At 63.3% G+C, this 26,006-nt stretch carries 20 protein-coding genes; 9 read left to right on the forward strand and 11 right to left on the reverse strand.

Annotation, left to right across the window (positions count from 1 at the left end; translation table 11 throughout):
- Positions 1 to 126: 126 nt before the first annotated feature.
- The 3 genes from ACQP2T_RS49695 (at position 127) to istB (ending at position 3,275) form a co-directional block, all read left to right on the forward strand.
- Positions 127 to 1,188, forward strand: coding sequence for a hypothetical protein (locus tag ACQP2T_RS49695; protein WP_433511784.1), 1,062 nt, complete (start codon positions 127 to 129; stop codon positions 1,186 to 1,188).
- Between the two features lie 289 nt (positions 1,189 to 1,477).
- Complete coding sequence (locus tag ACQP2T_RS49700; protein ID WP_433511785.1) at positions 1,478 to 2,425, forward strand: Mu transposase domain-containing protein; 948 nt, start codon at positions 1,478 to 1,480, stop codon at positions 2,423 to 2,425.
- Positions 2,426 to 2,495: 70 nt separating this feature from the next.
- On the forward strand, positions 2,496 to 3,275 hold the full coding sequence (istB, locus tag ACQP2T_RS49705; RefSeq protein WP_433511786.1) for an IS21-like element helper ATPase IstB: 780 nt from the start codon (positions 2,496 to 2,498) through the stop codon (positions 3,273 to 3,275).
- A 970-nt stretch (positions 3,276 to 4,245) separates the two neighbouring features.
- Here istB and ACQP2T_RS49710 read toward each other — a convergent pair.
- Genes ACQP2T_RS49710 through ACQP2T_RS49720 form a run of 3 tightly spaced genes read right to left on the reverse strand, consistent with a single transcriptional unit; the run spans position 4,246 to position 7,888 of the window.
- The gene (locus ACQP2T_RS49710; RefSeq protein ID WP_433511787.1) at positions 4,246 to 5,409 is read right to left on the reverse strand and encodes an alpha/beta fold hydrolase; all 1,164 of its coding nucleotides are present in this window, start codon (positions 5,407 to 5,409) and stop codon (positions 4,246 to 4,248) included.
- Positions 5,402 to 6,460, reverse strand: coding sequence for a hypothetical protein (locus ACQP2T_RS49715; protein ID WP_433511788.1), 1,059 nt, complete (start codon positions 6,458 to 6,460; stop codon positions 5,402 to 5,404). Before ACQP2T_RS49715 ends, ACQP2T_RS49710 begins: the two co-directional genes overlap by 8 nt.
- Positions 6,461 to 6,481: 21 nt before the next feature.
- A complete protein-coding gene (locus ACQP2T_RS49720) occupies positions 6,482 to 7,888 on the reverse strand; it encodes a glutamate-cysteine ligase family protein (protein ID WP_433511789.1) in 1,407 nt (468 codons plus the stop codon).
- Between the two features lie 214 nt (positions 7,889 to 8,102).
- Between ACQP2T_RS49720 and ACQP2T_RS49725 the strand changes: the two genes are divergently transcribed.
- Positions 8,103 to 8,885, forward strand: coding sequence for an alpha/beta fold hydrolase (locus tag ACQP2T_RS49725; protein ID WP_433511790.1), 783 nt, complete (start codon positions 8,103 to 8,105; stop codon positions 8,883 to 8,885).
- Positions 8,886 to 9,279: 394 nt separating this feature from the next.
- Here the strand turns inward: ACQP2T_RS49725 and ACQP2T_RS49730 are convergent, their stop codons facing one another.
- The 3 genes from ACQP2T_RS49730 to ACQP2T_RS49740 form a co-directional block, all read right to left on the reverse strand.
- The gene (locus ACQP2T_RS49730; protein ID WP_433519936.1) at positions 9,280 to 9,807 is read right to left on the reverse strand and encodes a phosphotransferase family protein; all 528 of its coding nucleotides are present in this window, start codon (positions 9,805 to 9,807) and stop codon (positions 9,280 to 9,282) included.
- A 59-nt stretch (positions 9,808 to 9,866) separates the two neighbouring features.
- Positions 9,867 to 11,192 carry a phytase gene (locus ACQP2T_RS49735; protein WP_433511791.1) on the reverse strand — a complete coding sequence of 442 codons (1,326 nt, stop codon included), beginning with the start codon at positions 11,190 to 11,192 and terminating at the stop codon, positions 9,867 to 9,869.
- A gap of 412 nt (positions 11,193 to 11,604) precedes the next feature.
- Entirely contained in the window at positions 11,605 to 11,865 is a 261-nt protein-coding gene (locus tag ACQP2T_RS49740; protein WP_433511792.1) for a GntR family transcriptional regulator, read from the reverse strand.
- 96 nt (positions 11,866 to 11,961) lie between these two features.
- On the opposite strand from ACQP2T_RS49740, the gene ACQP2T_RS49745 reads away from it, so the two are divergent.
- The 3 genes from ACQP2T_RS49745 (at position 11,962) to ACQP2T_RS49755 (ending at position 13,459) form a co-directional block, all read left to right on the forward strand.
- Positions 11,962 to 12,192: a hypothetical protein gene (locus ACQP2T_RS49745; protein WP_433511793.1), complete on the forward strand. Its 231-nt coding sequence runs from the start codon at positions 11,962 to 11,964 to the stop codon at positions 12,190 to 12,192.
- Positions 12,179 to 12,466 (forward strand): hypothetical protein, encoded by a 288-nt coding sequence (locus tag ACQP2T_RS49750; RefSeq protein WP_433511794.1) that lies wholly within the window; start codon positions 12,179 to 12,181, stop codon positions 12,464 to 12,466. Before ACQP2T_RS49745 ends, ACQP2T_RS49750 begins: the two co-directional genes overlap by 14 nt.
- A gap of 666 nt (positions 12,467 to 13,132) precedes the next feature.
- Complete coding sequence (locus ACQP2T_RS49755; RefSeq protein WP_433511795.1) at positions 13,133 to 13,459, forward strand: GIY-YIG nuclease family protein; 327 nt, start codon at positions 13,133 to 13,135, stop codon at positions 13,457 to 13,459.
- Between the two features lie 181 nt (positions 13,460 to 13,640).
- Here the strand turns inward: ACQP2T_RS49755 and ACQP2T_RS49760 are convergent, their stop codons facing one another.
- Positions 13,641 to 15,023, reverse strand: a complete 1,383-nt coding sequence (locus tag ACQP2T_RS49760; protein ID WP_433511796.1) for an NACHT domain-containing protein — start codon at positions 15,021 to 15,023, stop codon at positions 13,641 to 13,643.
- Between the two features lie 491 nt (positions 15,024 to 15,514).
- Here ACQP2T_RS49760 and ACQP2T_RS49765 point away from each other — a divergent pair, with 491 nt between their 5' ends.
- Together ACQP2T_RS49765 and ACQP2T_RS49770 are read left to right on the forward strand one after the other, a co-directional pair.
- The gene (locus ACQP2T_RS49765; RefSeq protein ID WP_433511797.1) at positions 15,515 to 21,058 is read left to right on the forward strand and encodes a LamG-like jellyroll fold domain-containing protein; all 5,544 of its coding nucleotides are present in this window, start codon (positions 15,515 to 15,517) and stop codon (positions 21,056 to 21,058) included.
- Positions 21,059 to 21,152: 94 nt separating this feature from the next.
- Positions 21,153 to 21,599, forward strand: coding sequence for a hypothetical protein (locus ACQP2T_RS49770; protein ID WP_433511798.1), 447 nt, complete (start codon positions 21,153 to 21,155; stop codon positions 21,597 to 21,599).
- Positions 21,600 to 21,763: 164 nt separating this feature from the next.
- On the opposite strand, the gene ACQP2T_RS49775 is transcribed toward ACQP2T_RS49770, so the two are convergent.
- From ACQP2T_RS49775 to ACQP2T_RS49790, 4 genes are all read right to left on the reverse strand, one after another.
- The gene (locus ACQP2T_RS49775; protein WP_433510935.1) at positions 21,764 to 22,537 is read right to left on the reverse strand and encodes a transposase family protein; all 774 of its coding nucleotides are present in this window, start codon (positions 22,535 to 22,537) and stop codon (positions 21,764 to 21,766) included.
- A gap of 478 nt (positions 22,538 to 23,015) precedes the next feature.
- Positions 23,016 to 24,071 carry a 2-oxo acid dehydrogenase subunit E2 gene (locus tag ACQP2T_RS49780; protein ID WP_433511799.1) on the reverse strand — a complete coding sequence of 352 codons (1,056 nt, stop codon included), beginning with the start codon at positions 24,069 to 24,071 and terminating at the stop codon, positions 23,016 to 23,018.
- On the reverse strand, positions 24,064 to 25,044 hold the full coding sequence (locus ACQP2T_RS49785; RefSeq protein ID WP_433511800.1) for an alpha-ketoacid dehydrogenase subunit beta: 981 nt from the start codon (positions 25,042 to 25,044) through the stop codon (positions 24,064 to 24,066). Before ACQP2T_RS49785 ends, ACQP2T_RS49780 begins: the two co-directional genes overlap by 8 nt.
- Positions 25,041 to 25,949, reverse strand: a complete 909-nt coding sequence (locus ACQP2T_RS49790) for a thiamine pyrophosphate-dependent dehydrogenase E1 component subunit alpha (RefSeq protein WP_433511801.1) — start codon at positions 25,947 to 25,949, stop codon at positions 25,041 to 25,043. Before ACQP2T_RS49790 ends, ACQP2T_RS49785 begins: the two co-directional genes overlap by 4 nt.
- Positions 25,950 to 26,006: the final 57 nt, after the last annotated feature.

Below are 26,006 nucleotides of genomic sequence, written 5' to 3' on the forward strand. Positions count from 1 at the left end.
TCAGCCTGCCGCCGCGCCGGGCCCCGAGCAACGACCTCATCGCCACGAATGTCTCCGGGCCCTACGCCCATCCAACTGAGTACGAATACTCATGCGTCGTTCTGGCGACCTTCATACGCTTCGATCATGTTTCTGAAACTGGCCGCCACCGGCCTGTGGCTCGGGTGGGCAGCCGCGGTCGCAGCAGCAGTTGGCCTCTGGCTCTGGTGGACGGCCCCTTGGGACCATGGCAACGACCGTTGGAAACTGGTGGCCGACGAATCGTCGGTCACCTACGGACAGGTCATCGCGACCGGCGAGCACGACGCCTGGGCCTTCGGCTGGGACATCCTCGGCGTCGGCGCATGGCTCCCGATGGCCGACGGCCCGCACCGCCCCACAGCCTTCCACTGGGACGGCGACCGCTGGACGAAAAGCGACTTCCCCGTCGAGCTCGGCAACATCGGCCTTGTCGCCGCGTCCGCCCCCTCCAACGTATGGGTCCTCGCCGGCGCCTCAGTCCGGCGCTGGGACGGACGTGCCTGGAAGATCGTTGAGAAGCTGCCCGTTGCGGCCGAGAGCCTCGCCGTCATAGCTGACAACGACGTGTGGATCTTCGGCGACCACAAGGCCTGGCACTACAACGGCGCCACCTGGTCGGAACAGAGCGTCTCCTTCCGAGCCCTCCGAGTCAGCGCCCGCTCCGCCTCCGACATCTGGGCCCTCGACAGCGACGCCCCCTGGGCGCACCACTTCGACGGCAAGGTCTGGACCCGAGTCGACCTGACCCCGGCGCTACCCAAGGCCCCACCCCCGTCTGACGGTTCCCCGCCCGTCCCGACCGGTCCTCGGCTGACCGCCATCACCGCCGACCCGTCCGGCATCTGGATCACCGGGGAGATAGGAGCGTCATCGTTCCTGCTCTCCCAGACCGGTTCCGGCTGGCGCAGCGAGGACACCTCCGCGAAGGCCGGTCGCATGGTCCGTGACCTCTCACCCGTTCCCGACGGCAGAGGCGGCCACTGGTTTCTCGGCTCCACCGACTTCAACGGTTACGATTCCGCCCTCGCCCACCGCGACCCCACCGGCCACTGGACCATGGTTCCGTCCGGCGGCGAATTGACCTCGCTGTCGGCCGTTCCCGGCGGCACGCTCCTGGCCACCGGAGTGATCGGCAAAGCGTCAGGCATGTTTCGCAACCTTCCCTGAAGAGGACCCTGCAGCCCCTCGGCCGTCATCTGCCTCGCTCACGCCGCCTCAAGGTCTTTACTCGAAAGGTAGACACCGTGCTTGCGGAACGCTGCAGGGGCCCACACAAGCGCATCCGCACGCTGACTGGCCAGCTCCGCGGGGAACCAGGGACGTCGTAACACCCGTAGCGCCGTCCACGGAGGCGGCGCTACGGACGATCGGCGCAGCACCCACCTACCTGCTGACCGACAACCCCCGCACGGTCACCGTCGAGCACATCGCCAAGATCGCGGTCCGGCACCCGCAGATGGTCGAGCTCGGCCGCCACTACGGATGCGTGGTGCACACCTGCGAGCCGTTCGACCCCGAGTCCAAAGGCGGCGTGGAGAACACCGTGAAGATCGCCAAAGCCGATCTGGTGCCCACCACCACGAACCTGCGCTCCAATTACGGCAGCTTCGCCGAACTGGAAGACGCCTGCGCCCGCTGGGCCGAGCAGGTCAACCACCGCATGCACCGGGCCACCCACCGGCTGCCCGCTCACATGCTCCACGAGGAACTCGCCCGCCTGCACCCACTGCCCGCCGAACCCTACGCGCTTGCGCTGGGCGAGGAACGCCTGGTCGGCGAGGACCGCACCGTCCGCTGGGGCGATGTCCGCTATTCGGTGCCACCCGGGCACGAAGGCCGCAAGGTCTGGTGCCGCGTCCACGGCGACGAACTGGTCATCGTCGGCCGGCGGGCGCACTGCGGCGCAGGCCTTGGGCCGGGCGAGCAGCAGAGCGGTGGCGCCGGGCTGGCCGAACTCTGGCGGCACCAGCTGTCGACTCCCGGCCGGCCCCGCATCGTCGAGGCGCACTATCCCGACCATCCCGGCGGCAACGGGCCACGTCAACCCAGACCGCGCCCGCAGACCAAGGCCGAAGAACGCTTCCTGGCCATCGGCCCGGGCGCCGAGGCTTGGCTGATCGAAGCCGCGGCCACCGGCGTGGCCCGCATCCGCGCCAAGATGGCCCGCGCGATCGAACTCGCCTCGCTGGTCAGTGCCGAGCGGGTCGACGCCGCGCTCGGCCTGGCCGCCATCCACGGCCGCTTCGGCGACAGCGATCTGGCCTCCATCTGCGACCACCTGGCCCGCAGCTCCGCAGCCGCAGGCCCGGCCGCGGTGGCCGACGAGAAGCATTCGGCCCAACCCGGCACCGCCTCCTGGGCCGCTATCCGCGCAACACCCCAGGACCGCAGAAACACGAACTGACCAGGCCGCCGATATCAACCACCACGCCGACTCGGCGGCCTGACCATCGATCAACACTTGGAGACTACACATGAGTGTTTCGCTGCCCGAGGCGCCACCCATCCCGGCCGAACTGGAAGTCCTGTTCACCCGGATGCGCTTCCCCTACGCCCGCAAAGCCGCACCCGACGTGCTGGCCACCGCCCGCGCTCAGCGCTGGGATCCCGCCGAAGTGGTGCGGGTGTTGCTCGCCGAAGAGGCCGTCGGACGAGACAACGCCACCCGCCGCAGCCGCCGCAAGAGCGCCAACATGCCCAACGGCAAGACCTTCGGCTCCTACAAGAGTGAGCTGTCGTCCATCCCGCAGGCCACCCAGAACGCCCTGCGCACCCTGGAATGGGTCAGCCGCCACGAGAACTGCGTGATCTCCGGCCCGTCCGGCACCGGCAAGAGCCACTTCATGGAAGCACTCTGCCACCAGGCCATCGACGCCGACCTACGCGTGTCCTGGTTCACCTTGGAAACCCTGGCCGTCACCATCGGCCGGGCCCAAGTCGACAGCAGCGTTGCCCGGACCATCGCCAAGATCTGCCGCTCGGACATCATCGTGGTCGACGACATCGGCCTTCTCCCGGTCGACCACGAGACCGCCGAAGCCTTCTACCGTCTCCTGGACGCCGCCTACGAACGCCGCAGCCTCGCCGTCACCAGCAACATCCACCCCTCCGGCTTCGACACGATCATGCCCAAGACCATGGCCACCGCCACCGTCGACCGCCTGATGCACCACGCCCACATGGTTGAGACCAGCGGCGAATCCCATCGCCTCGCCGAGGCCCTTGCCGGAAAGGGTGTCGTCCCGCTGACCTGACCGCCCACCCAGACGTCACGTGTCCGTCTACCTGGAGATCTCATGGCCGCCAGCCTGGATCAGGCTGGCCGTCCACCTGGAGAAATTCCTGACCGTCCACACCGAGTACGGCCGATGGCGTGGACCTGCACATGCAGGCCGACGTTCTACGAACTGTGCGCCGGCGGCGGGCAAGCCTTCATCCGCCGGACCGTCCAGTCCGACGGCAACGCCACCGTGCACGAGTCGCCGCGATGGCCGGTCAATGAAGCTCGGACCGTCTGGATGGCCCTGCTGTCCGGAGGTGTCCGGTAGACGGGCGTGGGGGCGTGGGATCTGGAGGGATGGCGCCGCCACGCCTCTCGAGGTGCCAGGGTCAAACACCGGGCGACTCCTGGCCTGCCCCCTCCCGAATCTCCTCCCTCCTCCCCCGATAACCGCCGGCCCAGTGTCCCGACTAGATCTGATACGTCAAGTCCGTCTTCACATATCCGCCCGCCCTCGACAGGTACAGCAGGCTGATCGTCCGCTCTGCAGGCCTACCAATCACCGTGCTCAGGTATCAGGTGCCGCGTTCAAGGGCTTGGCGTCGATTGCCCCAGCGCCTCGGCGGCTACCGAAATCAGCGAGCGGCACGGCCTCACCGTAGGACCCGGCAAAGACGACCGCATTAGGAGTCAGGTGAGCGCGCAACCCGGAGAATAATTCTGAGCAGGTGTTATGCACGATCAGTCTCTGCTCGTTGATGTTCCGGGGAACACATTGGGAATGACAATAGTCGTTGACGACTGCGGTCAGGGCAAGGTCACTCGATGCAGCACAGGGTTCCTCATCGTTCCTGGCTGCGGACGCCACTGTCTGTGCGCCGCGCTCTCCAAAGAATCTCAGGATTGCGGATGGAGATCATTCCCGACCTTAGCGATCGACATGCGGGCCTACCTTCGGACACGGGCACTGGCAGGGCTGGATGTCCTTAGCTATCACCATAAGACTAACCCTTTACGGGCGTTAGCAAGTGGGAGTCGACCTGTATTTTTGCCACCTCGTCCGCAAGTAGTCGGTCATTCAGCAATTCGAAATGGTCGTCTCTGCGCAGGTTAAAAATTTGGCCCATGTTTTGCCGCTTTGCTCTGGCATATATTTCGTTAAAATGGCGATCATAGTGGGCAGAGAACAGCACCCTAATTTTGGGGCATGTGGAATGCAGCCTAGCGATGCGCTGGAAGAAGAGATCATACCGCCCATCGTCATCCCAATAGTCCCACCAGTCTTCGGCGTGTCTCTGAAGATGCGCCAGATTCTTTTTGCTGATTTTGTAAAGATACTCTGACATGTTCTGAAACTCCGTTATGTTCTGCGGAATCCGCGCGACCTCCTTAAGCTCTGCCAGGGGGTCGGAGGGGTTCATGGTGGCGAATGCTCCAGATACGATCATCGAAGAATGATTGACGTTAGGATCCAGCAAGAGTGCGGCGGCGACATGCGGATCCCGCGCTGGATGAGTCTGCCAAAACTCGCTAAGCCGTATGATTATGTCAGCTCCGATCGAAAATCCGATGAGTACCATCTTTTTCTGGGGATATTTTCTACGTATACTGTTCAAGGCGCCGTTGACGAGTTCTATGTGAGTTGTGAGGCCTACGGGCTGGTACCGCTCGTTCCGTGCCTCCTCGGTGTTGAATCCGAAGAGAGTAAGAGCTGCTGTGTGCTCTCGTGCAATGTTCATATACGGCCGGAAGTCATTCGCATCGAGGCCGAGGCCGGGCAAGAGAAACGCAAGGGTCTTGGAGTCGGTGGCACGTTCAAGGTAATGCAGCTCACGCCCTATTACGGCCTCATCCTCTGGGAGATCGTCCTCGAAATCGTCCATATGGATATCGAAGGACCTGCTGAGGATGCTGCAATTGCCTTTCTTGCGTCGATCCATCACGCCGCGCACTTGCCAGGTTGCTATGCACAAGAGTGCGGCACTGAAAATTGGAATCATCAGAGACCCCACCGTCACGTACGCCCACATCCATTCGATCACTTTCCGGGCCTCGTCACTGTAAATTCCAATGACGACGCCAATTGAAGCACCCGCCGCACCGATAAACACGCGGTAGCGCTGAAACAGATATAGGAGGCCTTTCGGCCAGTTACTGCCCTCACTCACTTCCGGCCCGCTTCCGCTGCCCAATAATGAAGGGAAGATCTGTCCCTGCTATGATCGTCCCGATAAGGTGGGCGTCACTTGCATCTGCTAGTTGTAGCTCTGATGTATTTCCAACTAGCCGTCCTCGCACCTGGCACCCCGGACGAAGAAGAGCATGGCTAGGGTTCATGGTGAGGAACAGTCCTGGTGAAGCCATATTCTGTACAACACATCGCTCAACCGCCTCCTGAACGGATTGAGCGTACTGGAACAGCGCGAAGTTGCAGGTGACGACATTAAACTGGTTTGTGAGAATAAAGTCAGCCAGTCGGGGCAGGTCGAGCATGTCGAGCTCGCGGATCAGGACATCGCTCTCCACTCCCGCAGTTTGTTCGAAGGACCACATCAACTCTTGGAATCGCTCCTCGTAGTACCGAGACGGTCCATAGCAGGCACGTACCCAGTCCATGTTGGGCAACGGGGGTGCGTCAACCCCATAGCGGACCGTGAGAGGGATGACCCGATACTCGGGTTCCCACGGATCCCATACCAGATCCTTAGCGAACCGATTGTAAACTACCTCATTGTTGAGCTGGCGAGGCAGGATTCCCAGCCCTGTCCCTAGATCAAGGAAACGCACCTCGTCAATTTGGTGTTCTGCGGCAAAGCCTCCAATGATTAATTGAGGGGCTAGAAAACGGCGAGCACCTGTGAATGAATTTGACCGTCCGCATATCTGCTTGCCTAGCTCCGCCTCGTTCTGCATGACAAGTTGGCGTAGTATGTCCAGACGTGTAGCCACGTCCCTACTGCTGTCGAACAGGACAGCCGTCTCGCGCTCACGTTGGGCAATCTGCCGGACTGCGGCGCCGATCAGAGTGACGAGATGGGCGTCACTGATGTCAGGCCGAGCAGCCCAAACAGCATTCAGCAGGCGACAGAAGATGGCATCCTTCGTGGAAAGTAGGTCGTCAAGAGCCTGATGGAGGAGTGACCATCCATGGTGTCCTTGTTGATGTAGCTGAATTGCCGTAAGAGTTCGACCGAATTCTCTTTGCCGCTCATGGAACACGATGCTCCTCCGGATGGACGTCTACGACGAGGTCTCACTCACCGGGTCGGTCGGCTGGGTGTTAGCAAGCACCCTTCGGTCTACGGCCTGGGCGGTGCCCGCCAATGGCATTGTGCTCTGGCTTCTTCCGCTTGCTGTGATGTGGCACGTCCTGGCAGCGCTAAGGCGGTCATCCGCCGGACATCTTGAACGGAACGTGTAGGTGTCAGCGAAGTCTAGAACGATCGTGCGCACCCAAGCAGGTATGTCTAACCGATTCATCGCCTCGATGACCGCCGCCATGCAGTCTTGGGCAGCGCCAGCCAGACGGCGGTCAGTCATGGCGTGCCGGGCGGCGGTTATCCAATCATTTGTTAAGGCTGGAAGAAGCAGGGATTCGACAGTCCGTAGCGCTTTATCTGAGGCGCGCCGGTCGTCGAGCAATGCACTCACTGTGACGATCGGCACCACCCAATTGTCGCCTCCCTGAGCGTCGATCATTCTCAGTTCAAGATAGCCGCGTGGGCGAACAGGAGGAATCACTGATTTAAGATGATGGTGAAGGTCATCAGAGAAGGCAGGCCGCGGCCCCATTCCACGAAGCCAATTTCGCATCGTGAGGTTTCTGGGAGGATCCAACAGGACGCTCTCCTTCGGTTGCGAGATTCCTACCACCCGAGCGTCCAAGGCGTAATCCGTCCACCCTTTTCGGGGATCCCCTATCAGCGGTATGGGGCTAGTACGGGTCGGGTCTGTCCTGAATCTGAGGAGCTGTCGTCTCGATTTCCCATCAGTGCTTGCAGCGCCTGGGGAGTTGGCGAACATCGCTATGAACACGGGCCCGAGCCTGTTTGCCAGCCACCATCTGCGTCTCCAACCGCGCCAGCCTGATGACGCATCGCCGGCATCGACATTGACTTGGACAGATGCTGCATTGCACATCATGATGCAGCCATTAGGGCCATATCGGCGATAACTTCGCTCCAGGGCAATATATCTGGGTGTGTCAATAATGCGAACCGCCGGGCGATCGTCTAGTCCTGTCCCCACCAGCTTGAACCCTAAGTCGGCGACGACACTTCTAAGAAGCGCCAGGTCACGGGCTGTGGCGTCGAGGCACTCGGTTAGCGAGCCTGCAGGGGCAGTGCTTAGTTCGAGCTGTCCGCCAGCCTCGAACGAAACGCTCCCCTTCGCCGGCATGGACTCGGAATCGATTTTCAAAATCGCTTGTATCTCCGCAAGTCCGAGGCGCATGTCTGGCGATCCATAGTTGACGACCAGCCATTCTAGCTCGGCACCTACCCGCCCTACCTGAGTCCGCGAGAAGCTATTGTTATAGATCCATTCTTCCGCCACGGACTCGGTCATTGCACTGCTCACGCACCACCTCTCCCAGTGCCCTCGCCAGGGTGCGGCGATCTTATGCAAGTGCGCGCCGACTAGACTCATCCCATGTAGTCTATTAAGCCAGCAGGCGTTCTAACTGTCCATAGCAGTACAACACGTATGGATCATTGCGTCCTGCCAAAACGTCTCAAAAGGGACAATGTGCTGCAGTAAGCCTCAAGCGACTAGGGTCGCTCGACGTGTAACTCCAACCTGGATGATGACAATGAGAGCAGAACTTCCCGCTTCTCCCGTGAGGGATCAAGCGGCACACCAGTTGACCTACATTGAAAGATCTTCTCCTTCCCCCGTAATGGTGATCTTCCTGCATGGACTTGGCCTAGATGCCGACGACTACCGCGATTATCTGTCTCGGCACGACGAGTACCACAGCATCGCGATTACCCTTCTGGGCTTCGATGCCAAAAACTCGGTTTCGGGCGACCCGATATCGTTGGCCGACCACGTCCGGATGGTCTCAGAGCTGATCTGCGAGCTTAACGCGAAGAACCCTGGTAAAAGGATCTTTCTCGTCGGCTTCTCTCTTGGGGCGGACATGATTCTTCGCCTCGCCGAGCATTGGGGGACGAGCCTGTCATCGGCTCCTCCTGTAGCTGCGACGCTGCTACTGGACCCGAATGTAAACCAGACAACGATGACCATCTCGAAACTGTTTGCGAAGGCAGATCCAGAGAACCCCCTCTCCGTCTTCAAAGAGTTGATCTGCCTCTCCTCAGACTTGGATCTATTCCGCGCACTCTGCTCGTATATTCTCAAGATCTCTAGGAAGGACTTCGCTCAACTCTGGCAACTCTCCCGTGACATGCTCGACTATTGGAATCCAGACGGTTACACGCAGATCGGCGCGCGCTTGGTAACCCTAGCCAGGGTCTCCGCCGAGGTTCGCGTGGTGTTGTCTGCTCCGTACGCTGAGCATCTGCCTTCCGTGCAGAAAGCGGTCCGGCGAGAGCCGCGCATCTCGTTCGAACTTACCGACTTGGATCATTTTGGCTTGATCGACGAAGACTCTCTCTCGCATCAGTTGGCCTGCGTCCGCTGATGGCAGTTGTCGAAGCCGGTGGCGACAGCGCGACGGCGTTTGAGCTCGATTGATTCCTGTTTTGCGGGACCGCGGACACGGGACTGGAGTAGGGGGCTGCGGGGTCGCCGAGAGTCGGGGCTACCCTGTCGCGTTAAGCGCTGGGGAATATTGGCAGCGGCTGTTGACCTTGGTCGTGCTTGTTCTGGGCGCTGGCGGCCGACCGTGCATGCGCTGTGCCGCTACGGTGCGGGAGTCCAGCGCCAAGGCCTTGGCCCATGTTCGCCGCGCGGACACGCCAACCTCAGCACGACCTCGTTGTGCCGAGCGGGATTCTCGGACGCGACCTGTCCCGCCATGCAAGTCATGCGGAACTCACGCATGTCTCGAAGCGTCCTGAAACCAGACCATGACGTTACGTCATGTCCATACGCCTTGACGAAGGTGTCGTAATCCTTGGCGGTGATTCGGCCAAGGTGAGTGCCTTCGCGGCTGTGGAGGTTAGGTCCCACTCGGGCGGACCGAATGAGCAGCGTTCCAGGTCGAGCAGCACCACCTCGCCGCCGTTGGTACAGATCACGTTGCCGATCCATGCATCGCCGTGAACGACGCTGTCCGGCAGACCCTTAGGCAGTTCCGCGTACCGAGCCTCCAACTCGGCCAGGTGGCCGCGCATCCAAGCCCGGTCAGCCTCGTCGAGCGTGACTGCCCGGTCGATCCGTTCTGCCAGTCGTACGAAGGGATCCAGGAGGCCGATGTCGAAACTGGTCGGTGGTTGCAGGTCGTGAAGGCGGCGTAGCGCGTTTGCCACCAGAAGCGCCGTTCCGTGCTGATGGGGTGGCAGCTCTTGCCACCAGGTGACCGAGCGGCCGTCTACCTCGATAGGCTGGTGGTCTACGCCGGGCCATATCTGGACGGCAGGGACGTGACGTCCGTGCCCGATGTCTTCGTGAGCTGGTCACGGGTGAGGGACTCGAACTGCCGACGGGAGCCGAAGGCCGGTCAGCCGCGCGGGTTCCAGCCGGTGGTGTCGATGTCCAGCCCGAGGCGGCGGGCGATGTCGTCCCACTTCACATACTTGAAGTTGGTGTTCTCACGCACCTCGCCCTTCGAATCCAAGGCCTCGGGGGTGTTGGCGCCATCGTGCGTGACGAACAGGCCGTTGGGGAAACGGCGGCCGAGCGGCACATTGATCACCATCGTCCCGTCGCTGCCTTGCACGCTGTCGATGCCGCCGCTTTCGCCGACCTGGAAGGAGCCGATGTAGGCGTTCTTGTCCCTGCGGTCGTAGACGGTGAAGGTGTCGCTGCCCTGACTGGAGGAGATCAGGTAGCCTTTGCCGCCCTTGCCGTAGTAGATGGTCAGGCCCTCGGCGTCTGCCGTCAGGTGGTCGCCGCCGTATCCGGGGTCGGCTCCGGCGACGCACTCCTCGGTGGCGGCGTCGTAGGTGGCCGGTACGCCGTACTCACGGACACGGTCGAGCAGTACCGGTGATCCGGTGAGATCACCGGAGATGCGCCAGATGCCGACGTCCTCCTGAGCCGCGTAGAGCGTGCCGGTCTGGGCGTCGACAACCATGCCTTCGATCTGCGGGCCCACGCCCGGCTCGTCGCAGGGACTCCAGCTCTGGCCGTTCGGAAGGGTGAAGCTCGACGGGAGATCGATGGTCCGGAGCGTCGTGTAGCCGATCTTGCCGCCCGGGGCGTCGGTGAGCTTCAGCAGCGCGAGCCGCGTTGTGTGCCGGCGGCTGACCAGGACGTAGGTGCCCGAGTCCCGCTTCCACGTCGCGAGGCCGTACACGGTCTCGGCGTCGTTCACCTCCACCTGGGTCGTGTTGAAGATGAACGGCGCGGCGGGGTCGGTGATGTCGGTGAGCGGCTGCTGGCCCTGGCCCGCCTTCGCCGAAGCGACGCGGTAGATGCGCAGCTTGTCCGAACCACGATCGGAGGCAACGAAGATATCCGACCGGCCCGCCCTGGATGCGTGCCCGTAGGCGACGTCCGCGTTGTTCAGCCGGCCCGGCTCATCGTCCTCACCGGGCGCGGCCGGTGCGGGCAGGTGCTGCAGCTGCTTGCCGTCCAAGTCGTAGACGTACAGACCGCCCTCCTTGGCGGTGGCGGCGATCACGCTCTGCGCCGGAGAGGTGGGATGGACCCAGATCGCCGGGTCGTCGCCGTTGGCGTTGCCGCCGGCCTCGTCGTCGAACAGGGCCGGGGTCTCGACCCGAGGCTCGATGGGTGGTAGGTCTTGCGCAGTCGCCGGTGGGACCAGGGCACTGAACAGGCCGATCATCAACACTGTGGATGCCAGCGAGGTCAAGGGGCGCATCGGCTTCTCCTCTTCAGGGAATCTTGCAACCCTGATCCTCTTGAGAGAAACCGACTCGACGATGAACCGTACCGGAACGTCCGCTCAAATTGGGGCGCTGCCAGTAGGACAGTCTCCATTCGTTAGCTGAGCTGGGTTTACGCGGTAGCCAGGCGGGCGCGTTCGTGGAACCAGCGGGCTCGGGCTTGGTGGCAATGCCGCCAGGCTGACCAATCGGCGGCGTGTTCGCCTCACAGACGGGCGGGTGTTCGCGCTGAACACGCTGATCGCCTGGTCCACACTGCCACTCGGCTTCGGACTCGTGGCCCCGTACGGCGCTGCGGTCTTCGACCCACTGCTCGCCCCCGACGGCCCGCTCGCCCCGAACAACCGCTACGTACCCGCCCGTTCAGACTTGATGGGCAGGCGAGGTCTACCGCGAAGCGCTCGGGTTCGCCGCTCGCTCCTCTGCGGTGGTCGGGAACGACCCGACGCCCTGAGAGGTCACGACCCACCCCTGGTCGCGGAGCACCTTCATGGCCTTGCGGACGGTCGGCCTGGAGACCTGGAACTCCTCCTCCATCGCCACCTCGGAGAGCAGAGTCTCGGCGTCGTACTCGCCCGTGTCGATCCGTCTGCGGATCTCCTCGACGATCTGCGACCACTTGGGCTTGCGCGGGTCGTACCTGAACATGATCCCAAGGCTAGATATGCCTTAACTTGCAAGGATAGAAGCAGGCGTCATGTGACGTTAACTAACGTCTCTTTACAGGTGTTTACATGTGCTCCTATGATGGTGGGCGTGGTCACTTGGAGCATCCCCGCGTTCGACGTCACCCGGCGCCCTGACAGTGCCTGGGATCCCCAACTCATAGAAAACCCAATCGAGGACCCCGCGGACGCGATCGCAGGTGCCCTCAAATCCCTGGAACTGATCCGCCGCGCCAAGCGCATCGGCCGATTCCTCCGCCAGACCGGCGACCGTGACGTCTCGCCGGGAACTCACCATGACCAGGGCTGAGCCGTGCCTGAGCCCACACGTGGGGATGGCGCAACGCGACCATGTGCGGCTGGAGTGGCGGAAGCCGTACCGGACGCCCGACCGAGTACGGCCGATGGCATGGACCTGCACATGCAGGGCGACGTTCTACGAACTGTGCGCCGGCGGCGGCCAGGCCTTCATCCGCCGGACCGTCCAGTCCGACGGCAACGCCACCGTGCACGAGTCCCCGCGATGGCCGGTCAATGAAGCTCGGACCGTCTGGATGGCCCTGCTGTCCGGAGGCGTCCGGTAGACGGGCGTGGCGGCGTGGGATCTGGAGGGACGGCGCCGCCACGCCTCTCGAGGTGCCAGGGTCAAACACCGGGCGACTCCTGGCCTGCCCCCTCCCGAATCTCCTCCCTCGCCCCCCGATAACTGCCAGCCCAGTGTCCCGACCAATACGTCAAGTCCGTCTCACATATCCGCCCACCCTCGACATGTAATGCAGGTTGATTGTCCGCTCTGCTGGCGGACCAATCACCCTGCTCAGGTATCGAGTGTCGCATCCAAGGGCTTCGCGTCGATCGGCCCCAGCGCCCACGACGGCCATCGAAGTCAGCGAGCGTCGCGGCCCCGCCGTAGAACTCGACAAAGACACCCACATTAGGAGAGCGGAGGTTCCTCCGCTCATTCAAGCGCCTTGAGCTGGACAAACGGCCTATAGGACGCCTGGGCCCCAAAAGATCATCCCGCGTATATCCCCACGCAACACAAGCGGTAGAGGCCATGCCTTGCCTCTACGCCGATCACGACTAGGCGGTGCGCCTTTCTGGGAACCCTCTGGCGACTTGCCCGTTAGCGCGAGTGAGAACCGCGATGTAGGCCATTCAGCCTGTGCCCTCGCCGGTTTCCCAGATAGCGGCAACGTGCCGGAGTAGTGTCCCGTCCCGAGTCGACTGTCAATCCTGTGGAGGTCACCATGCCCGGCACGCTCGGCGTCATCTACGTGGTCCTGTTCAGTAGCGGTGTGATCAAGATCGGCCGTACCAGCCGACCGTTCTCATTGCGACTGGTCGAGCATTACCGACCTGCACATATGCACCTCCGAAGCATCGAGGACTACTGGGTGTCGGAGCCGTTCGAGGGATACAGTAAGGCCGAAACGATCCTCCGAAAGATCTGCTTCTGCTTCAGCGACGAAGCCCCAAGACGGCGCGAGTGGTTCACCGACGTGGACTTCGGCCTGGCCCGCCAATACGCAGAGTGGATGAGCACGAAGCTACGAACCCATACGGTTGCGTCGTGAGCCACGACCTTGAGGCCGTGGTCCGCCTGATGATCAGGTGAAAGAGCGGAAACCAGTCGGCGGGGTGCGGGGTCGGGCCGTTAACCTTCCGCCGACAGCGACCTGGAGTTTTCTCAAGATCGTAGGACCCCTTTAGCAGGGCTTCACCGGCCCCGGTCGGTAGCTCCTGAATCGCCACTTTTTACGTACTCGGAGAACAGGCATCTCCCCTTATGACTCGCGATCCTCCGCCTAGGAGATGTGCCCCGCGAACTTTGGTGTCCTCGGACACGATCACGGTCAAGCTTCGCCTTCCTATAAACAGGGACAGGTCGATCCTCGCGAAGCCGTCGAGTCGCAGTTCATGTAGATTAGGAAGTTCAGCGAGCAGGGCGAGATCATGAATTTCTGTGGCCTCTAGGGCGACCTTTTCAAGGCTCGGTATTTTCCAGAGGTCATTGAGACTTGCTGGATCTGCGCAGTGAATAACGCGCAACTCCGTGAGGCCTTCCCAGTCCGAAAGAAGGTGGAATTTGACGTGAGAGGAGCATCTATGAATGGTCAAAGTTCGCAGTGAGGATGGGCGCTCCGGGAGCGTGAATTGCCCGGGTACGTCGTCGAGGGTGAGATGGGATAGCTTGGGGCAGCGTGTGACGACGTCGATGCTTCCAGGTCTTCGTAGGCGAAGTTGTACCAGCTCTGGAATGGTTGCGAAATCAGCAGGTGCGGCGAGACCATCACAATCGAATCCGAGGAGCGACAATCCGGGAAGATCCAACAGATATGGGACAAGGGCGCGATCATCGAGGATCAACTCTGGATAAGGTCCAGTTAACGCTAGAACTTCCCTGAGATACTTGCTTGGCTCATAATATGACCAACACTGCAATGCTGTGGACTGAGCCACGGGAAATCGGCGCACCAGCCGTACGATGACATCGAATGCAGCGTCGCTGCGAGTCAGGGCAGCTGCCCGGACCGACAGCTCGGCCTGCCAATCTGTCAGATCGTTTTTGTCTGCGCACTCTGCCAGCGCCGCGAGTGCGAGATCGCCGAGGGAGGCCAGCGTCTGAACCATCTCTTCGGTATTTGGGGGGACGTATTCAGCTTCCAGCGACATGACGACCTGCCGCAAATCAGGATCCAACTGTAGGGCAGTATGCAGGCAACCTAAGGCGAGCAGGCCGAGACTCTCCTGGTGCCCTGGTTCTCCCCCACGGGAGAGTATCCCCTGGAGCAATTCGTCATTCTGCCGCTGCGAGCCATGTCCGCAGGCCATGATAATTACCTCACGCCATTGGTCATCGGCGGCATGGCTAAGGAGCTGGCCAATATGATCGCCCTTCACCGCGGCCCAGCCTGCAAGATACTCCTGGAAGGTCTTGTGCACGAAGGAAACCCGGCCCGGCACAGCCTGTCGCAGCAGTCCTGTTCGTTCCAAGAGGTGCCGCAATAGCGTCGAGCCATCCGCCCGTATCCCATGGATAGTCTTCGCGACCTGCTCCAGTTTCTGGGCCGCCCTATCGTTTGGCACGTCCGACCAGCCGTTCACCACCAGCCAGTACGCCAGCTCAGCCAGTAGCACGCGTTGCACTGGTGGGGCGAGAGAGAGCGCTGATTCTGGGCTAGCGCCCGGCTCGTGGACGAGAGGGGCTACGGTGGATTCTTTCCAGGTCAGACGACGCCGTACCTCACCTATGACGCCGGTACAGGAGGCGCCCGTAGATAATGCGCTGCGCCACGATGCCAACCATCGGTCTGCGGATGTATCCGGCCCTTGACTTCAGGGAGTCAGGCTGCCGACTCGTGGCCACGACAAGGCTCCACAAGGCCACGAACTGGGCGAATGCGCTTCGACAAGCGCGGACCCATGCGACCTGCGATCACGGAGCATCTCGTTCCCGATACTGAAAACGATCTTTACTTTTACCGCAACCTTATGTCACGATCAAATCTGTTTTGCCACGTTTGTTCGAAAGGATGCGAGTGAACCCACGCCGATTAGCGTCCGGCTTATCTGGCCGGACGCGCCGCCGCGCTGCCCTGATCGCGACTCTGACACTGCCGCTCTCGCTCATGAGCGCACCCGCGATCGCCCAGAGCCCTACGCCATCCCCTACCTCGACACCCAAATCAACAGCCGCCACCACGGAGCCGACGCTCAAGGCGGCCTGGGAAGAGGCGGCCAAGTCCGGTAAACCCGTCGAGGTTCCCTCCCGCTCCACCGAGACTATGAAGGTCTGGGCGAATCCCGACGGCAAGAACATGCGAGCCGAGCTGCACACCCGGCCCGTCCAGCTCAAGAACCCGGCCAGCGGCGCCTGGGAACCCATCGACACCCGCATCGTCACCCGCGACGGTAGGCTGCAGGCCGCCCGGGTCAAGACCCCGCTGACCCTTGGCGCACGAGGCACCAAGCACCTGGTCTCCGCGACCGGGAACCACGGCGAGATCGGCCTGGATGTGACCCGTGCGCTCCCGGAACCCAAGATCTCCGGCAACGCGGTCACCTACCCCGACGCCGTCGCGCCAGGGGCGGACCTGGTGGTGCTCGCTCAGGCCGACGGCTTCATCTCCCAAGTGGTCTTCCGGCAACGCCCGACCGGCCCTGTCACCGTACGACTGCCGCTCACCCTGCCCGAAGGCACCACCTTCGGCAAGACCCCTCAAGGACTGCCGCAACTTAAGGACGCCAAGGGCAAAGCCAAGGCCGCGCCGATCGTGCTGACCGCGACGGACGCCAAAGTAGAAGCCGCCCCCGAACAGGGCAGAACCTCCTCCGTCAGAGCTCAGGTCGAGACTTCCGGTAAGACGTCGGAGCTGGTGTTCTCCCCGGATGAGAAGTTCCTGGCCGACCCCGCGGTGACCTACCCAGTGACCGTTGCCGCGTCCTCCATCTGGTTCGGCGGCGGCGCCCCCGACGACGCCTGGATCAGCAAGAACGATCCCTACAACAACAACGCCGCAGCCGGGTACCTTCGCGCGGGCACCACATCCACCAGCGCGGACATCGCCCGTGTGTACATGAAGTTCGACACCACCGACCCCGTGTTGCAGGGCGCCACCGTCAACGACGCCGACCTGCGGATATGGAACTACAAGTCCGGCGGACCCAACGGACAGCTGTGCGGGGAGACCATGGGCACCGGCATCCGGGCCGCGCGCGTCACCGGCGACTGGACCCTCGACGGGACGATCGACAGCCTGGACTGGTACAACCAGCCCTCAAACACGGCAGCCGAGACGGTGAACAAGGCCGGCTACAACTACGACGCCGACCCCGCCACATGGTGTGCCAAGGACGAGGAACTCTTCTACGAGGTCACCGCCATGACCCGTGCCTGGATCCAGCAAGGCGTGGCCAACCACGGGATTGTGCTGAAGGCCGCCAGCGAGACCGCCGCCATCAACTGGCGCCAGTACTACTCCAGCCAATTCGGCGGCGGCAACCCCTACCCGGGCTACCGCCACCCACCCGCCCTCATCATCGACTACACGCCTGCGGTCAAGCGGACCATCGTGGTGCCCCGCGCTTTTGAGGGCGCCACGCCGCCTGAGACCTCCTATGAAGAGGACAAGGCGTGGCTGGAATCGGGCAACGTCTACTTCGACGAGCTTCCTCCCGCCCAGGCCAGGTCCCACGAAGAGGCGATCGCTGAGGCGCAGGCTAAAGGCGACTCGGCCAAAACGCGTCTGGTGGACGCGTTCTACCCGGACGATCTCACCGACCAGCAGTTGGAAGACGCCCACGACCCTGATTTGCTTCCCCCTGAGGAGCCAGGGCTGCCCGAACCGAATCCCATGCCTAAGGACAGCAAACCGCCAAGTGTCCTGAGCACCGAGCCCACGAATGGGCAGTCGGGAGCCCCGGTCAACAACCCGGTGACAGCGTTCTTCAGCGAAGAGGTGACCGACGCTCAGATCGTTGTCAAGAATGCGCAGGGCGCCGCAGTGGCCGGCAGCGCGGCCATGGACGACATAGGCGACACGCTGATCTTCACACCGAACGCGCCCTTGGCCACCAATACGACCTACACTGCGGAAATCAGCGCGGGCAAGGACCTTGCTGGCAACCAAATGGGGTCCTATTCCTGGTCGTTCACGACTGGGGAGCCTGACGCCGCACCACCGACTGTGACCGGCACCGAGCCGGGCAGGAACGCCACGGACGTGCCGGTGAGCGCAGCCGTGAAGGTGACGTTCAACGAAGCAGTGTCGGAGGTCGCGCTCACCGTGAAGAACCCGGCGGGCACGCCGGTTCAGGGAGCGCTACAGGGCGGTGGCAGCAATGCCACATGGACCTTTACCCCGACATCTAAGCTCTCCGCACAGACCGCGTATCAAGTCGAGGTGAGCGGTGCCAAGGATACGTCGGGCAATGTCATGGCACCCTACACCTGGTCGTTCACCACGGGCGCGGATACGCCGCCTCCGGTTCAGGGGCTGGTGGCGGCCTATGGTATGAACGAGGGCTCGGGCACGAGCGTGGCCGATTCCTCTGGGAAGAACAACACCGGTACGGGCAATGGCATTGGCTGGACGACGGGCAAGTTCGGCAAGGCGCTGTCGTTCAACGGTTCCTCCAGCATGGTCACGGTCGCGCATGCCGCGTCGTTGCGCTTGACGACCGGGATGACGCTCTCGGCCTGGGTCAATCCGATCACGGTGACCGGCACGCCTTGGAAGAGCGTGGTGACCAAGGAGCTGAACGCCGATGGGGCTTCCTATGCCCTGTATGCCGCCAACGGTGATGCGGTTCCGTCCGGCTGGGTGCAAACCGCTCCGGTGGTCTCGTCGACGGCCAACGGAACCTCACCGTTGCCGGTGAACAGCTGGAGCCACCTGGCGCTCACCTACGACGGCACCACCCTGCGGTTGTTCGTCAACGGCCAGCAGGTCAACCAGACCGCGCTGAACGCCGGCCTCTACGACGACGGCAGCCCGCTGCGGATCGGCGGCAACACCGTCTGGCGCGAATACTTCAGCGGCCTGATCGACGAGGTGCGCATCTACAACCGCGCCCAAACCACCGCCGAAATCCAAACCGACATGACCACCCCGATCGGCCAGGCGGCGCCGCCGGACACCCAAGCGCCGACCGCGCCCGGCTCGCTCGCCGCGACGGGCGGCCCCGGCAACGCGCAGCTCACCTGGACGGCCTCAACGGACAACGTGGGCGTTAACGGCTACACGATCCACCGCTCCACGACGCCCGGATTCACCCCATCGGCCGCGAACCAGGTCGGCTCGTCGCCGGCCACCACGTTCACCGACGGGGGCCTCGCGGCGGGGACGTACTACTACCGGGTCCGCGCCTCCGACGCGGCCGGCAACCTCAGCCCGTCCTCGAACGAGGTCTCGGCCGCCGTCACGGCTGCGCCGACGAACCCGGGCCTGGTGGCCGCGTACGGCATGGAAGAGGGCACGGGCACGACCGTGGGCGACTCCTCCGGGAAGAACAACACCGGAGCGGCCACCGACACCACCTGGGCAAACGGTAAGCACGGCAAGGCCCTGTCCTTCAACGGCTCCTCGAGTTGGGTCACTGTCCCGCACGCCGAGTCGCTGCGCTTGACGAACGCACTGACGCTCTCGGCGTGGGTCCAGCCGACGGCAGTGGACGACTGGCGCACCGTGCTGATGAAAGAAAACGACGATGGCCCCGCCTACGGCCTGTACGCGGCCTACGATGGCGGTCCACTGGGCTGGCTGCAGAACGCCACCACTTCCAAGACGGTGGTGGGTCACGATCCGCTGCCACTCAACCAATGGAGTCACCTGGCCGTCACCTACAACGGCACAATCATCACCCTGTACCTGAACGGCACCCAGATCGACCAGACACCGATGACCGGCAACCTCGCCGACGACGGTGGTGCGCTACGCCTCGGCGGAAACAATCTCTGGGACGACGAGTTCTACAGCGGACTGATCGACGACGTACGCATCTACAACCGCGTTCAGACTGCGACCGAAATCCAGACCGACATGAACACCCCCGTAGGCACAGCTGCCGCAACGCGAGCGACAGCCCAGCGACTGCGTACGAGCGCCAGCCTCGCCCCCGCGATCGAAAAGCTGACAGTGGACGACAGCCGCTCCGTGGGCGGCGGCTTCGTCACCGCATCTCTCACCCCCCACCTGACCGCCTGGCTCTCTGCTCAGCGCAGCGGTGAGACCAAGGTAGAGGTGGAGGTCGCCAACAAGCCCATCAAGGCACTCAAGTCCTCCAAGATCAACGAAATGGAGAAGGCAGCTAAGACAGCAGAAGACAAGCTACCGATCTGGGCTGGCCAGGCCACCGCCAAGCCTGGCGACGCCCGAGTGACGTTGCAGATCCCTAAAGGTAAGCTACGCGCTGGGCTGGAGTTGAGATGGCGCGCGCGTCTTACTGGCGCAGGCAGCACCGGCGGCTGGACCGAATGGCGCTCACTGGGCATCGAAACTTCTCGAGCGCCGCTTAAGACCGCCGCCGCGCAAGCACAGGGTCGTCGGATGTCGGCGGATGAAATCAAGCGAATCCTCCGTGCCGCACCCCAGGGCGTGGTACCCACTCCGACCCTGGCCCAATGCCAACGGGAAACAGCTTCCGGCGACGCGCCTTACGCGTGGAGCCTGAACCGGTTCAACCACTGTCGATACTCCAGCTATAAGGTGGTGTTCTGGGAGGAATATCTCGACCTCGGCGTATGGAAGGTCGGCCGTAAGATCGGGACGCTCACAGGTAACGTAATGACCTATCTGGAGGGAAAGCTCAACCGGCGCGAATTCTACGTGCGTCAGCACTATTACATCACCAGGGTCGAGGGCGACATCGGCAGCACTTATGTCGGGTTCTCGATGACTCCGCGCGCAAAGACGGGCAACTGCCCCCGAGTTTCCGGTGGCAACGGGACGTCCGTCTTCAAGACCATTGACCAGTGGAAGCGAGAGTCTGGAACCGAGTGGCATGAGACGCAACTCTTCACCTCGGGCCCGGGCACGGGTTATCACCTGGTCAGCGAGTGCACCATGAACTACGCCGTGATCACGAAGCACCCGATCGACTCCAAGGAGACCACCACCTCGTACTCATCACTGAGTACGTTCCGCTGCGACGCATCGCCCCTGCAGCGCTGGCACAAGGGCGGAGGCTGCGTCGTATCAAACGCCGTTCCTGCATTCACGATGAGCAGGAACGACGTCAGCACTACCGGTGTGTCGTACAAGGAAATGTACGATCACATTAAAAAGGCCATCACACGACCTCAGGAGACTGTCCCCAAGCCGGGCGGCGCGTCTTTCCCGGACCTGCAGGGAATCAAGGACATCAAGGGTGGAAGCGAACTCAGGCCGCTGCGTCGTAACGGGTACGAACCCATGCAAAACGGCAGTCGAAGTACCGCAAAGACGGTTTGCGACCTCGAACTCGCAGACGACAAAAAGAAGGGGATGGATTGCGACGAATTCCCGTTCGCCTCAACTCTGGAAGGGGCCCAGCGCGCCACTCCTTTCTTCAACTTCTCCGTCCAATGGGTGAACCAGGCGGCGAACCGATCACACGGAACGGTGCTCAACGCCTGGTACGACAATAACCGAATGCTGAACTTCGACAAGTTCTGGGTAGACCTGCTTGATTAGCTCGTAATCCCCCCGAGCCGGGCCGCACCGCCGTACCAGACGGTTGGCCCGGCTCCACGCGAACGCGACACAGAGCTGAATATCAGGACGTCTCATGGCAAAAATTATCAGCGAAATGCTTGATCGACGCGAGATTCAGAAGTATCTAGAAGGCGTCGTGGACCCCGATATGGAATGGGTGCTCGCGGACATCCACGCCGACGCAGAAGAATGGATCGCCGCTGTCGATAACGGGATATCCATCAACGAGGACGACAGCGAGCGATGCCTCCTCAAATACGAACTCTGGGATGGGCCGCCTCCCCTGCTCACCTCGTGGGACAGGACCTGGACCGGAAGTGTGCTCCTGACCTCAGGAAGGATCGTTGCCGTCAGCGGCTATTCGGGTGGAACGTCATATGGTGCGGCATTCGACCTTGGCCGTAGGGACACCATCTGGAATATCGCAATCCACCGGAAATCCCTCGGGCACGACGAGTTCACACCGGACATCGTCAGCTTCACCCTGCTGAAACTGCGGTTCTGGCCCACAACGGTGTAAGACCTTCTGGGAGGGGGATCCACGCGGGACGCCCCCTCCTTCGAGGGATCAGCCACGAATGGACTGCTGTCTGACCTGTGAATGGGTACCGACGCTTACCGATAGGGCGACAAAGCCTCTTGCGGTGCTTTGAGCTCACTTGCTCCAGTGACTCTTTTTCATCCTCAGGCCGCCTGGGCGACGCGGTGGTTCTGAAGGACGGCGATGGCCTTGCAGAGGTGGCCGGCCTTGGACGGGCTACAGCGTAGCTTGCGGAGGATTTTCCAGCTCTTCAGCTGGGCATTTGCTCGTTCGCCGGGGCCGCGAAGGTGGGCGTGGGCGCGGTTGGCCTGCTTCTGGGAGGCGGGCTTGTTCTTGCCCTTGTATGGGGTGCGGACCGGGCCCTCTGCTCCTTGATACGCCTTGTCGGCCAGGGTGATGATCCCGGCCTGCTCCAGCGTCCGCAGGATGCCCCAGATCCGGGCGGCGCTCAGATCGTGAGCCTTGCCGGGCAGCGCGCCGGAGGTCCACAGGATGGTTCCGTCCGGTGAGGCGATGACCTGCACGTTCATGCCGTGCACGCGGTGCTTGCCGGAGAAGTAGGGCCGGTCGGCCTTGACCCGGTCGGTGTGGATCAGCGTGCCGTCCAGGACCAGGTAGTGCAGCCCGTCCTGCTTCGCCTTGCGCAACGCCCCCGTGAGCTTGGGCGAGCGGGCCGACAGCAGCGCGATCGTCTCCTCCACATACCGCCACGCGGTCGCCGTTGACACGCCGAACCCCGCTCCGAGCTCGGTGAACGTCTCGCTCTTACGCAGGTAGACCAGCACCAGCAGTGCCTGCTGACCGGGGTTGAGCCGGCGCCAGACCGACCTCATGGACTTACGGTGGCGCCGGATCACCCCGGCGACGTAGTTCAGGGTCTGATGCGACAAATCGACGGCGGCACGGTAGAACAGCACCTGAAGCTCCTGGTTGCGACGGTGTGGGTTGTGGTGATCAACCCGTCTACCAGGAGCTTCTTCATGTCACCGGCCGAACACCGGCATCGCGATCATGCTGTGACCAGGGCGCCCGCCAAGGAGCCTGAAAAAGGTTCAGTGTACGACGGGGAATTCCGTCAGCATCGACTATAGCGAACGGCCCCTGCTCTAGATCGCAGCCGTCGGCGTAATGCAGAACAACGTTCACCACACCGATCCATGGACCCGGATCCTCGCCGCCTGTCTCAGGGCCTATTGTGAGGGTGAATCGCTGATGCTGCCCTGCGGGGATCGAAAAGTTGAGCCCTTGGTGACGTTCGTTGACGTCACCGCGCCATCAGGCAGAGCGACTTCATAATTGAACGACCCTATCAGGGGGCCCTCCGATGCCTGTGAAGCACGCGCTGACGGAGCTGCTCGACCAGAGCGCTGATGCGACCCGGACGACCTGGTCTGGCTACAGGCTCTCGGGCGAAGTCTCTAGGGTCTCCTTCAGCGCCTGCAAGAACAGGACGACGTCCCGGCCGTTGATCAGCCGGTGGTCGTAGGCCAGGCCGATTGCCGCTGCCATCCGCTCCCCGTCCGGCTGCGGTGAGGTGAGCGCGATGGCGCACGCCTGGCCGGGGAAGATGATCGGGATGGCCATGATGATGTCGGCGTCGTGGTGGAGGGTGACGACGATGTTCCCGCCGGTGAGGTGCGCCTCGGTGAAACCGCCGTGCTGGGCGAGCCCACGGAATTCGGCCAGGCGTTCGGCGATGTCCGGTACGGCCAGACGGTCGCGGATCACCGGCACGTAGAGCCCGGCGCCCATGTCGATCGTCACGCCTATGCGTGGCTGGTCGGGGATGTGGGCGGTTCGGTCGTCGATGAGTTCGGCGAAGAACATCGGGAAGTCGGCGTGCAGCCGGGCGACGGCCGCGATGACCAGGTCGGGCAGGCCGACCAGCTTGCGTAGCCGCCTGGTCAAGGCTCGGGCTGCCTTCTGGGCCGGGGTTACGTCTACTTTTATTGCGGTGTATCCGGCGGGGATGGTCTGGTGCGACAGGGTCACGGTTCTGGCGACCGCGCGCTGGTGGTTGGGCAGCGTGCGGGTCTGGCCGCTTTTGGGAAGTGCTGCCGCGAGCCGTTCCACGTCTGCTCGGCGTACCACTTTGACGTCCAACCCGGCCACCAGCGCTGGGTCGAGGCCGAGTTCGTCCAGCAGCGCGCGGGCCGGTGCCGTGATGATCGGCCCGCCTTCGACGGCGGGCACCGGCTCCTCCGCGTCGGGCCGGGTCGGCTTCGGGCCGATCCGGGCGATCAGCTGGCCGGGAGCGCATGACGCGCCGGCCGGTAGCAGCTGGGTGAGCACGCCGTCCTCCTCCGCGATCAGCTCCTCCACCGCCTTGGACGTCTCCAGCGTCACCAGCGGGTCATTCCGCCACACCCGCGTGCCGTCTGCCGCCAGCCACTCCAGCAGTGTGTACTCCGAGTCGTTGTTGTTCAGTTTCGGGACCCGGATCTCACCCATCGAGCGCCTCCAGTACGGCCCTGCTGATCGTGCTGTCCTGCAGCACCACGTCACGCTCCAGGTGGGCGGCCGTGGGAATCACGCTGTCGGCCGAGCTGACCAGGCGGATCGGCCGCCGGAGCGAGCCCCACAGCCGGGTGTGCAGGTCAGCGGCAATGTGACCGCCCCAGGTGCCGCCCGCGCTGCCGTCCTCCGCCACGCAGACCAGCCCCACCTGACCAAGCAGCGGCAGCACGGCGGTGGGGTCGAACGGGTACAGGCGTGACGGGACGAGCAGCGCCCCGGCGAGGTCGTGGGAGAGCAGCAGCGTACGCATGGCGGCGATGGCCCGGTGCGCCACGCCGCCGGGGGCGATCACCACGTAGTCGAGGTCGCCGTCGAACCGCACCACGGCCACGTCCTCGACCAGGTCCCAGGAGAACAGCTCGTCCACCTCGTACATCCGGCGGGTGTACAGGACCTTGTCCTCGAAGAGCAGGCAGGGCTCTTCGAGGGCGAGCATGCGGTCGAGGACGGCGCGATTGTCGTGGAACGGCGACATCTCGAACAGCGAGAGGCCGGGCACGCCGATGAAGTGCTTCTGGAGGTTCTGGCTGTGGGTGGGGCCGTAGCCGCGGTTGCCGCCCGAGGGGCAGCGGATGACCAGCGGCATCGGGACGCGCCGGCCGTACATGGAGACCGACTTGCTGGCGAAGTTCACGATCTGGTCGAAGGCGAGCGCGGCGAAGTCGCCGAACATCATCTCGACGACGGCCTTCTCCCCCGCCAGCGCGAGGCCGGAGGCTGTGCCGACGATCGCGCCCTCGCTCAGCGGCGTCGTCAGGACCCGGTCGGGGAAGCGGGTGGAGAGACCGCGGGTGATCTTGAAGGCGCCGCCGTAGGGGTCGAGGAGGTCCTCGCCGAGCACGTAGACGGCGGGGTCGTCGCCGAGCAGGCCGTGCAGGGCCTGGTTGAGGTTCTCGCCGACCCTCACGCGGGGGTCCCGACGGCTGAGGGTCGGGCGGTGGGATTCCAGACGGCTGGGGGCCGGGCGGCCACCTCTTCGGCGATCATGTCGACTCGAGCGCGGGCCGCCGCTTCGAGGCGGGCCGACTGGTCGGGGTGTTCGGCCTGGTAGGCGGCGTACCAGTCGGGGCGTACGACGTCCGGCGGGCGGGTGTCGTCGCCCTTGCTGTGCGGTCCGAGGCGATGCGTGGCGAACTCCACCACCAACGGCGCACCACCCCTCACCGTCTCCACCAAAGGCGCGAGATACCGCCTTATTTCGGAAATATCAAAGCTAGTCACCCGGGTGTGCTCGATCCCGAAGGCCGCCGCCCGGCCCGCGATGGTCCCCGCCATCTGGAGCTCCGTCGGCGTGGACTGGGCGATGCCGTTGTGCTCGACCACCACGAGCAGCGGCAGCCGCCACAGTTGCGCCATGTTCAACGCCTCGTACACCGCCCCCTCACCCCACGTACCGTCACCGATGTAGACGCAGGCGAGCCCGCCGGGCTCGCGCCGCTTCAGGTGCAGGGCGACCCCGGTGGCCACCGGCAGGCTCTGCCCCTGCACCCCGGTCGACAGATAGCGGTCGCGGCGCAGATGCTGACTGCCCCCCACCCCGTCGCACACGGCGCCCTTGCGGCCCATGATCTCGGCCAGCAGCCCTTCGGGATCCTCGAACCGGGCCAGGTAGTGGCCGTGACCGCGATGGTTGCTGAAGACCCAGTCACCGGCACGCAGCAGCGGGCGCAGGGAGACGGGGACGTACTCCTGCCCGAGGCAGGTGTGGGTGGTGCCGTTGAGCTCGCCCCGCTCGAAGAGCGCGAGCAGCTTCCGTTCGAAGGACCGGATCAGCAGCAGCAGCGCCAAGTCCTCGTCAGCCAGCCTGTTCATAGGCCCCTTGAGTCCCGGGAGAACCTCCAGAAAGGCTATACAACACCCACATACCAC

This window comes from Nonomuraea sp. CA-143628 (genome assembly GCF_050942315.1).
Lineage (GTDB): Bacteria > Actinomycetota > Actinomycetes > Streptosporangiales > Streptosporangiaceae > Nonomuraea.

Excerpts from the sequence above, each read along its gene's own strand:
- ACQP2T_RS49695 (WP_433511784.1), top strand. The coding sequence starts at position 127 with ATGTTTCTGAAACTGGCCGCCACCGGCCTGTGGCTCGGGTGGGCAGCC.
- ACQP2T_RS49700 (WP_433511785.1), top strand. The coding sequence starts at position 1,478 with ATGGTCGAGCTCGGCCGCCACTACGGATGCGTGGTGCACACCTGCGAG.
- istB (WP_433511786.1), top strand. The coding sequence starts at position 2,496 with ATGAGTGTTTCGCTGCCCGAGGCGCCACCCATCCCGGCCGAACTGGAA.
- ACQP2T_RS49720 (WP_433511789.1), bottom strand. The coding sequence starts at position 7,888 with ATGAGTCTAGTCGGCGCGCACTTGCATAAGATCGCCGCACCCTGGCGA.
- ACQP2T_RS49735 (WP_433511791.1), bottom strand. The coding sequence starts at position 11,192 with ATGCGCCCCTTGACCTCGCTGGCATCCACAGTGTTGATGATCGGCCTG.
- ACQP2T_RS49740 (WP_433511792.1), bottom strand. The coding sequence starts at position 11,865 with ATGTTCAGGTACGACCCGCGCAAGCCCAAGTGGTCGCAGATCGTCGAG.
- ACQP2T_RS49745 (WP_433511793.1), top strand. The coding sequence starts at position 11,962 with ATGATGGTGGGCGTGGTCACTTGGAGCATCCCCGCGTTCGACGTCACC.
- ACQP2T_RS49750 (WP_433511794.1), top strand. The coding sequence starts at position 12,179 with ATGACCAGGGCTGAGCCGTGCCTGAGCCCACACGTGGGGATGGCGCAA.
- ACQP2T_RS49755 (WP_433511795.1), top strand. The coding sequence starts at position 13,133 with ATGCCCGGCACGCTCGGCGTCATCTACGTGGTCCTGTTCAGTAGCGGT.
- ACQP2T_RS49765 (WP_433511797.1), top strand. The coding sequence starts at position 15,515 with ATGAGCGCACCCGCGATCGCCCAGAGCCCTACGCCATCCCCTACCTCG.
- ACQP2T_RS49770 (WP_433511798.1), top strand. The coding sequence starts at position 21,153 with ATGGCAAAAATTATCAGCGAAATGCTTGATCGACGCGAGATTCAGAAG.
- ACQP2T_RS49780 (WP_433511799.1), bottom strand. The coding sequence starts at position 24,071 with ATGGGTGAGATCCGGGTCCCGAAACTGAACAACAACGACTCGGAGTAC.
- ACQP2T_RS49790 (WP_433511801.1), bottom strand. The coding sequence starts at position 25,949 with ATGAACAGGCTGGCTGACGAGGACTTGGCGCTGCTGCTGCTGATCCGG.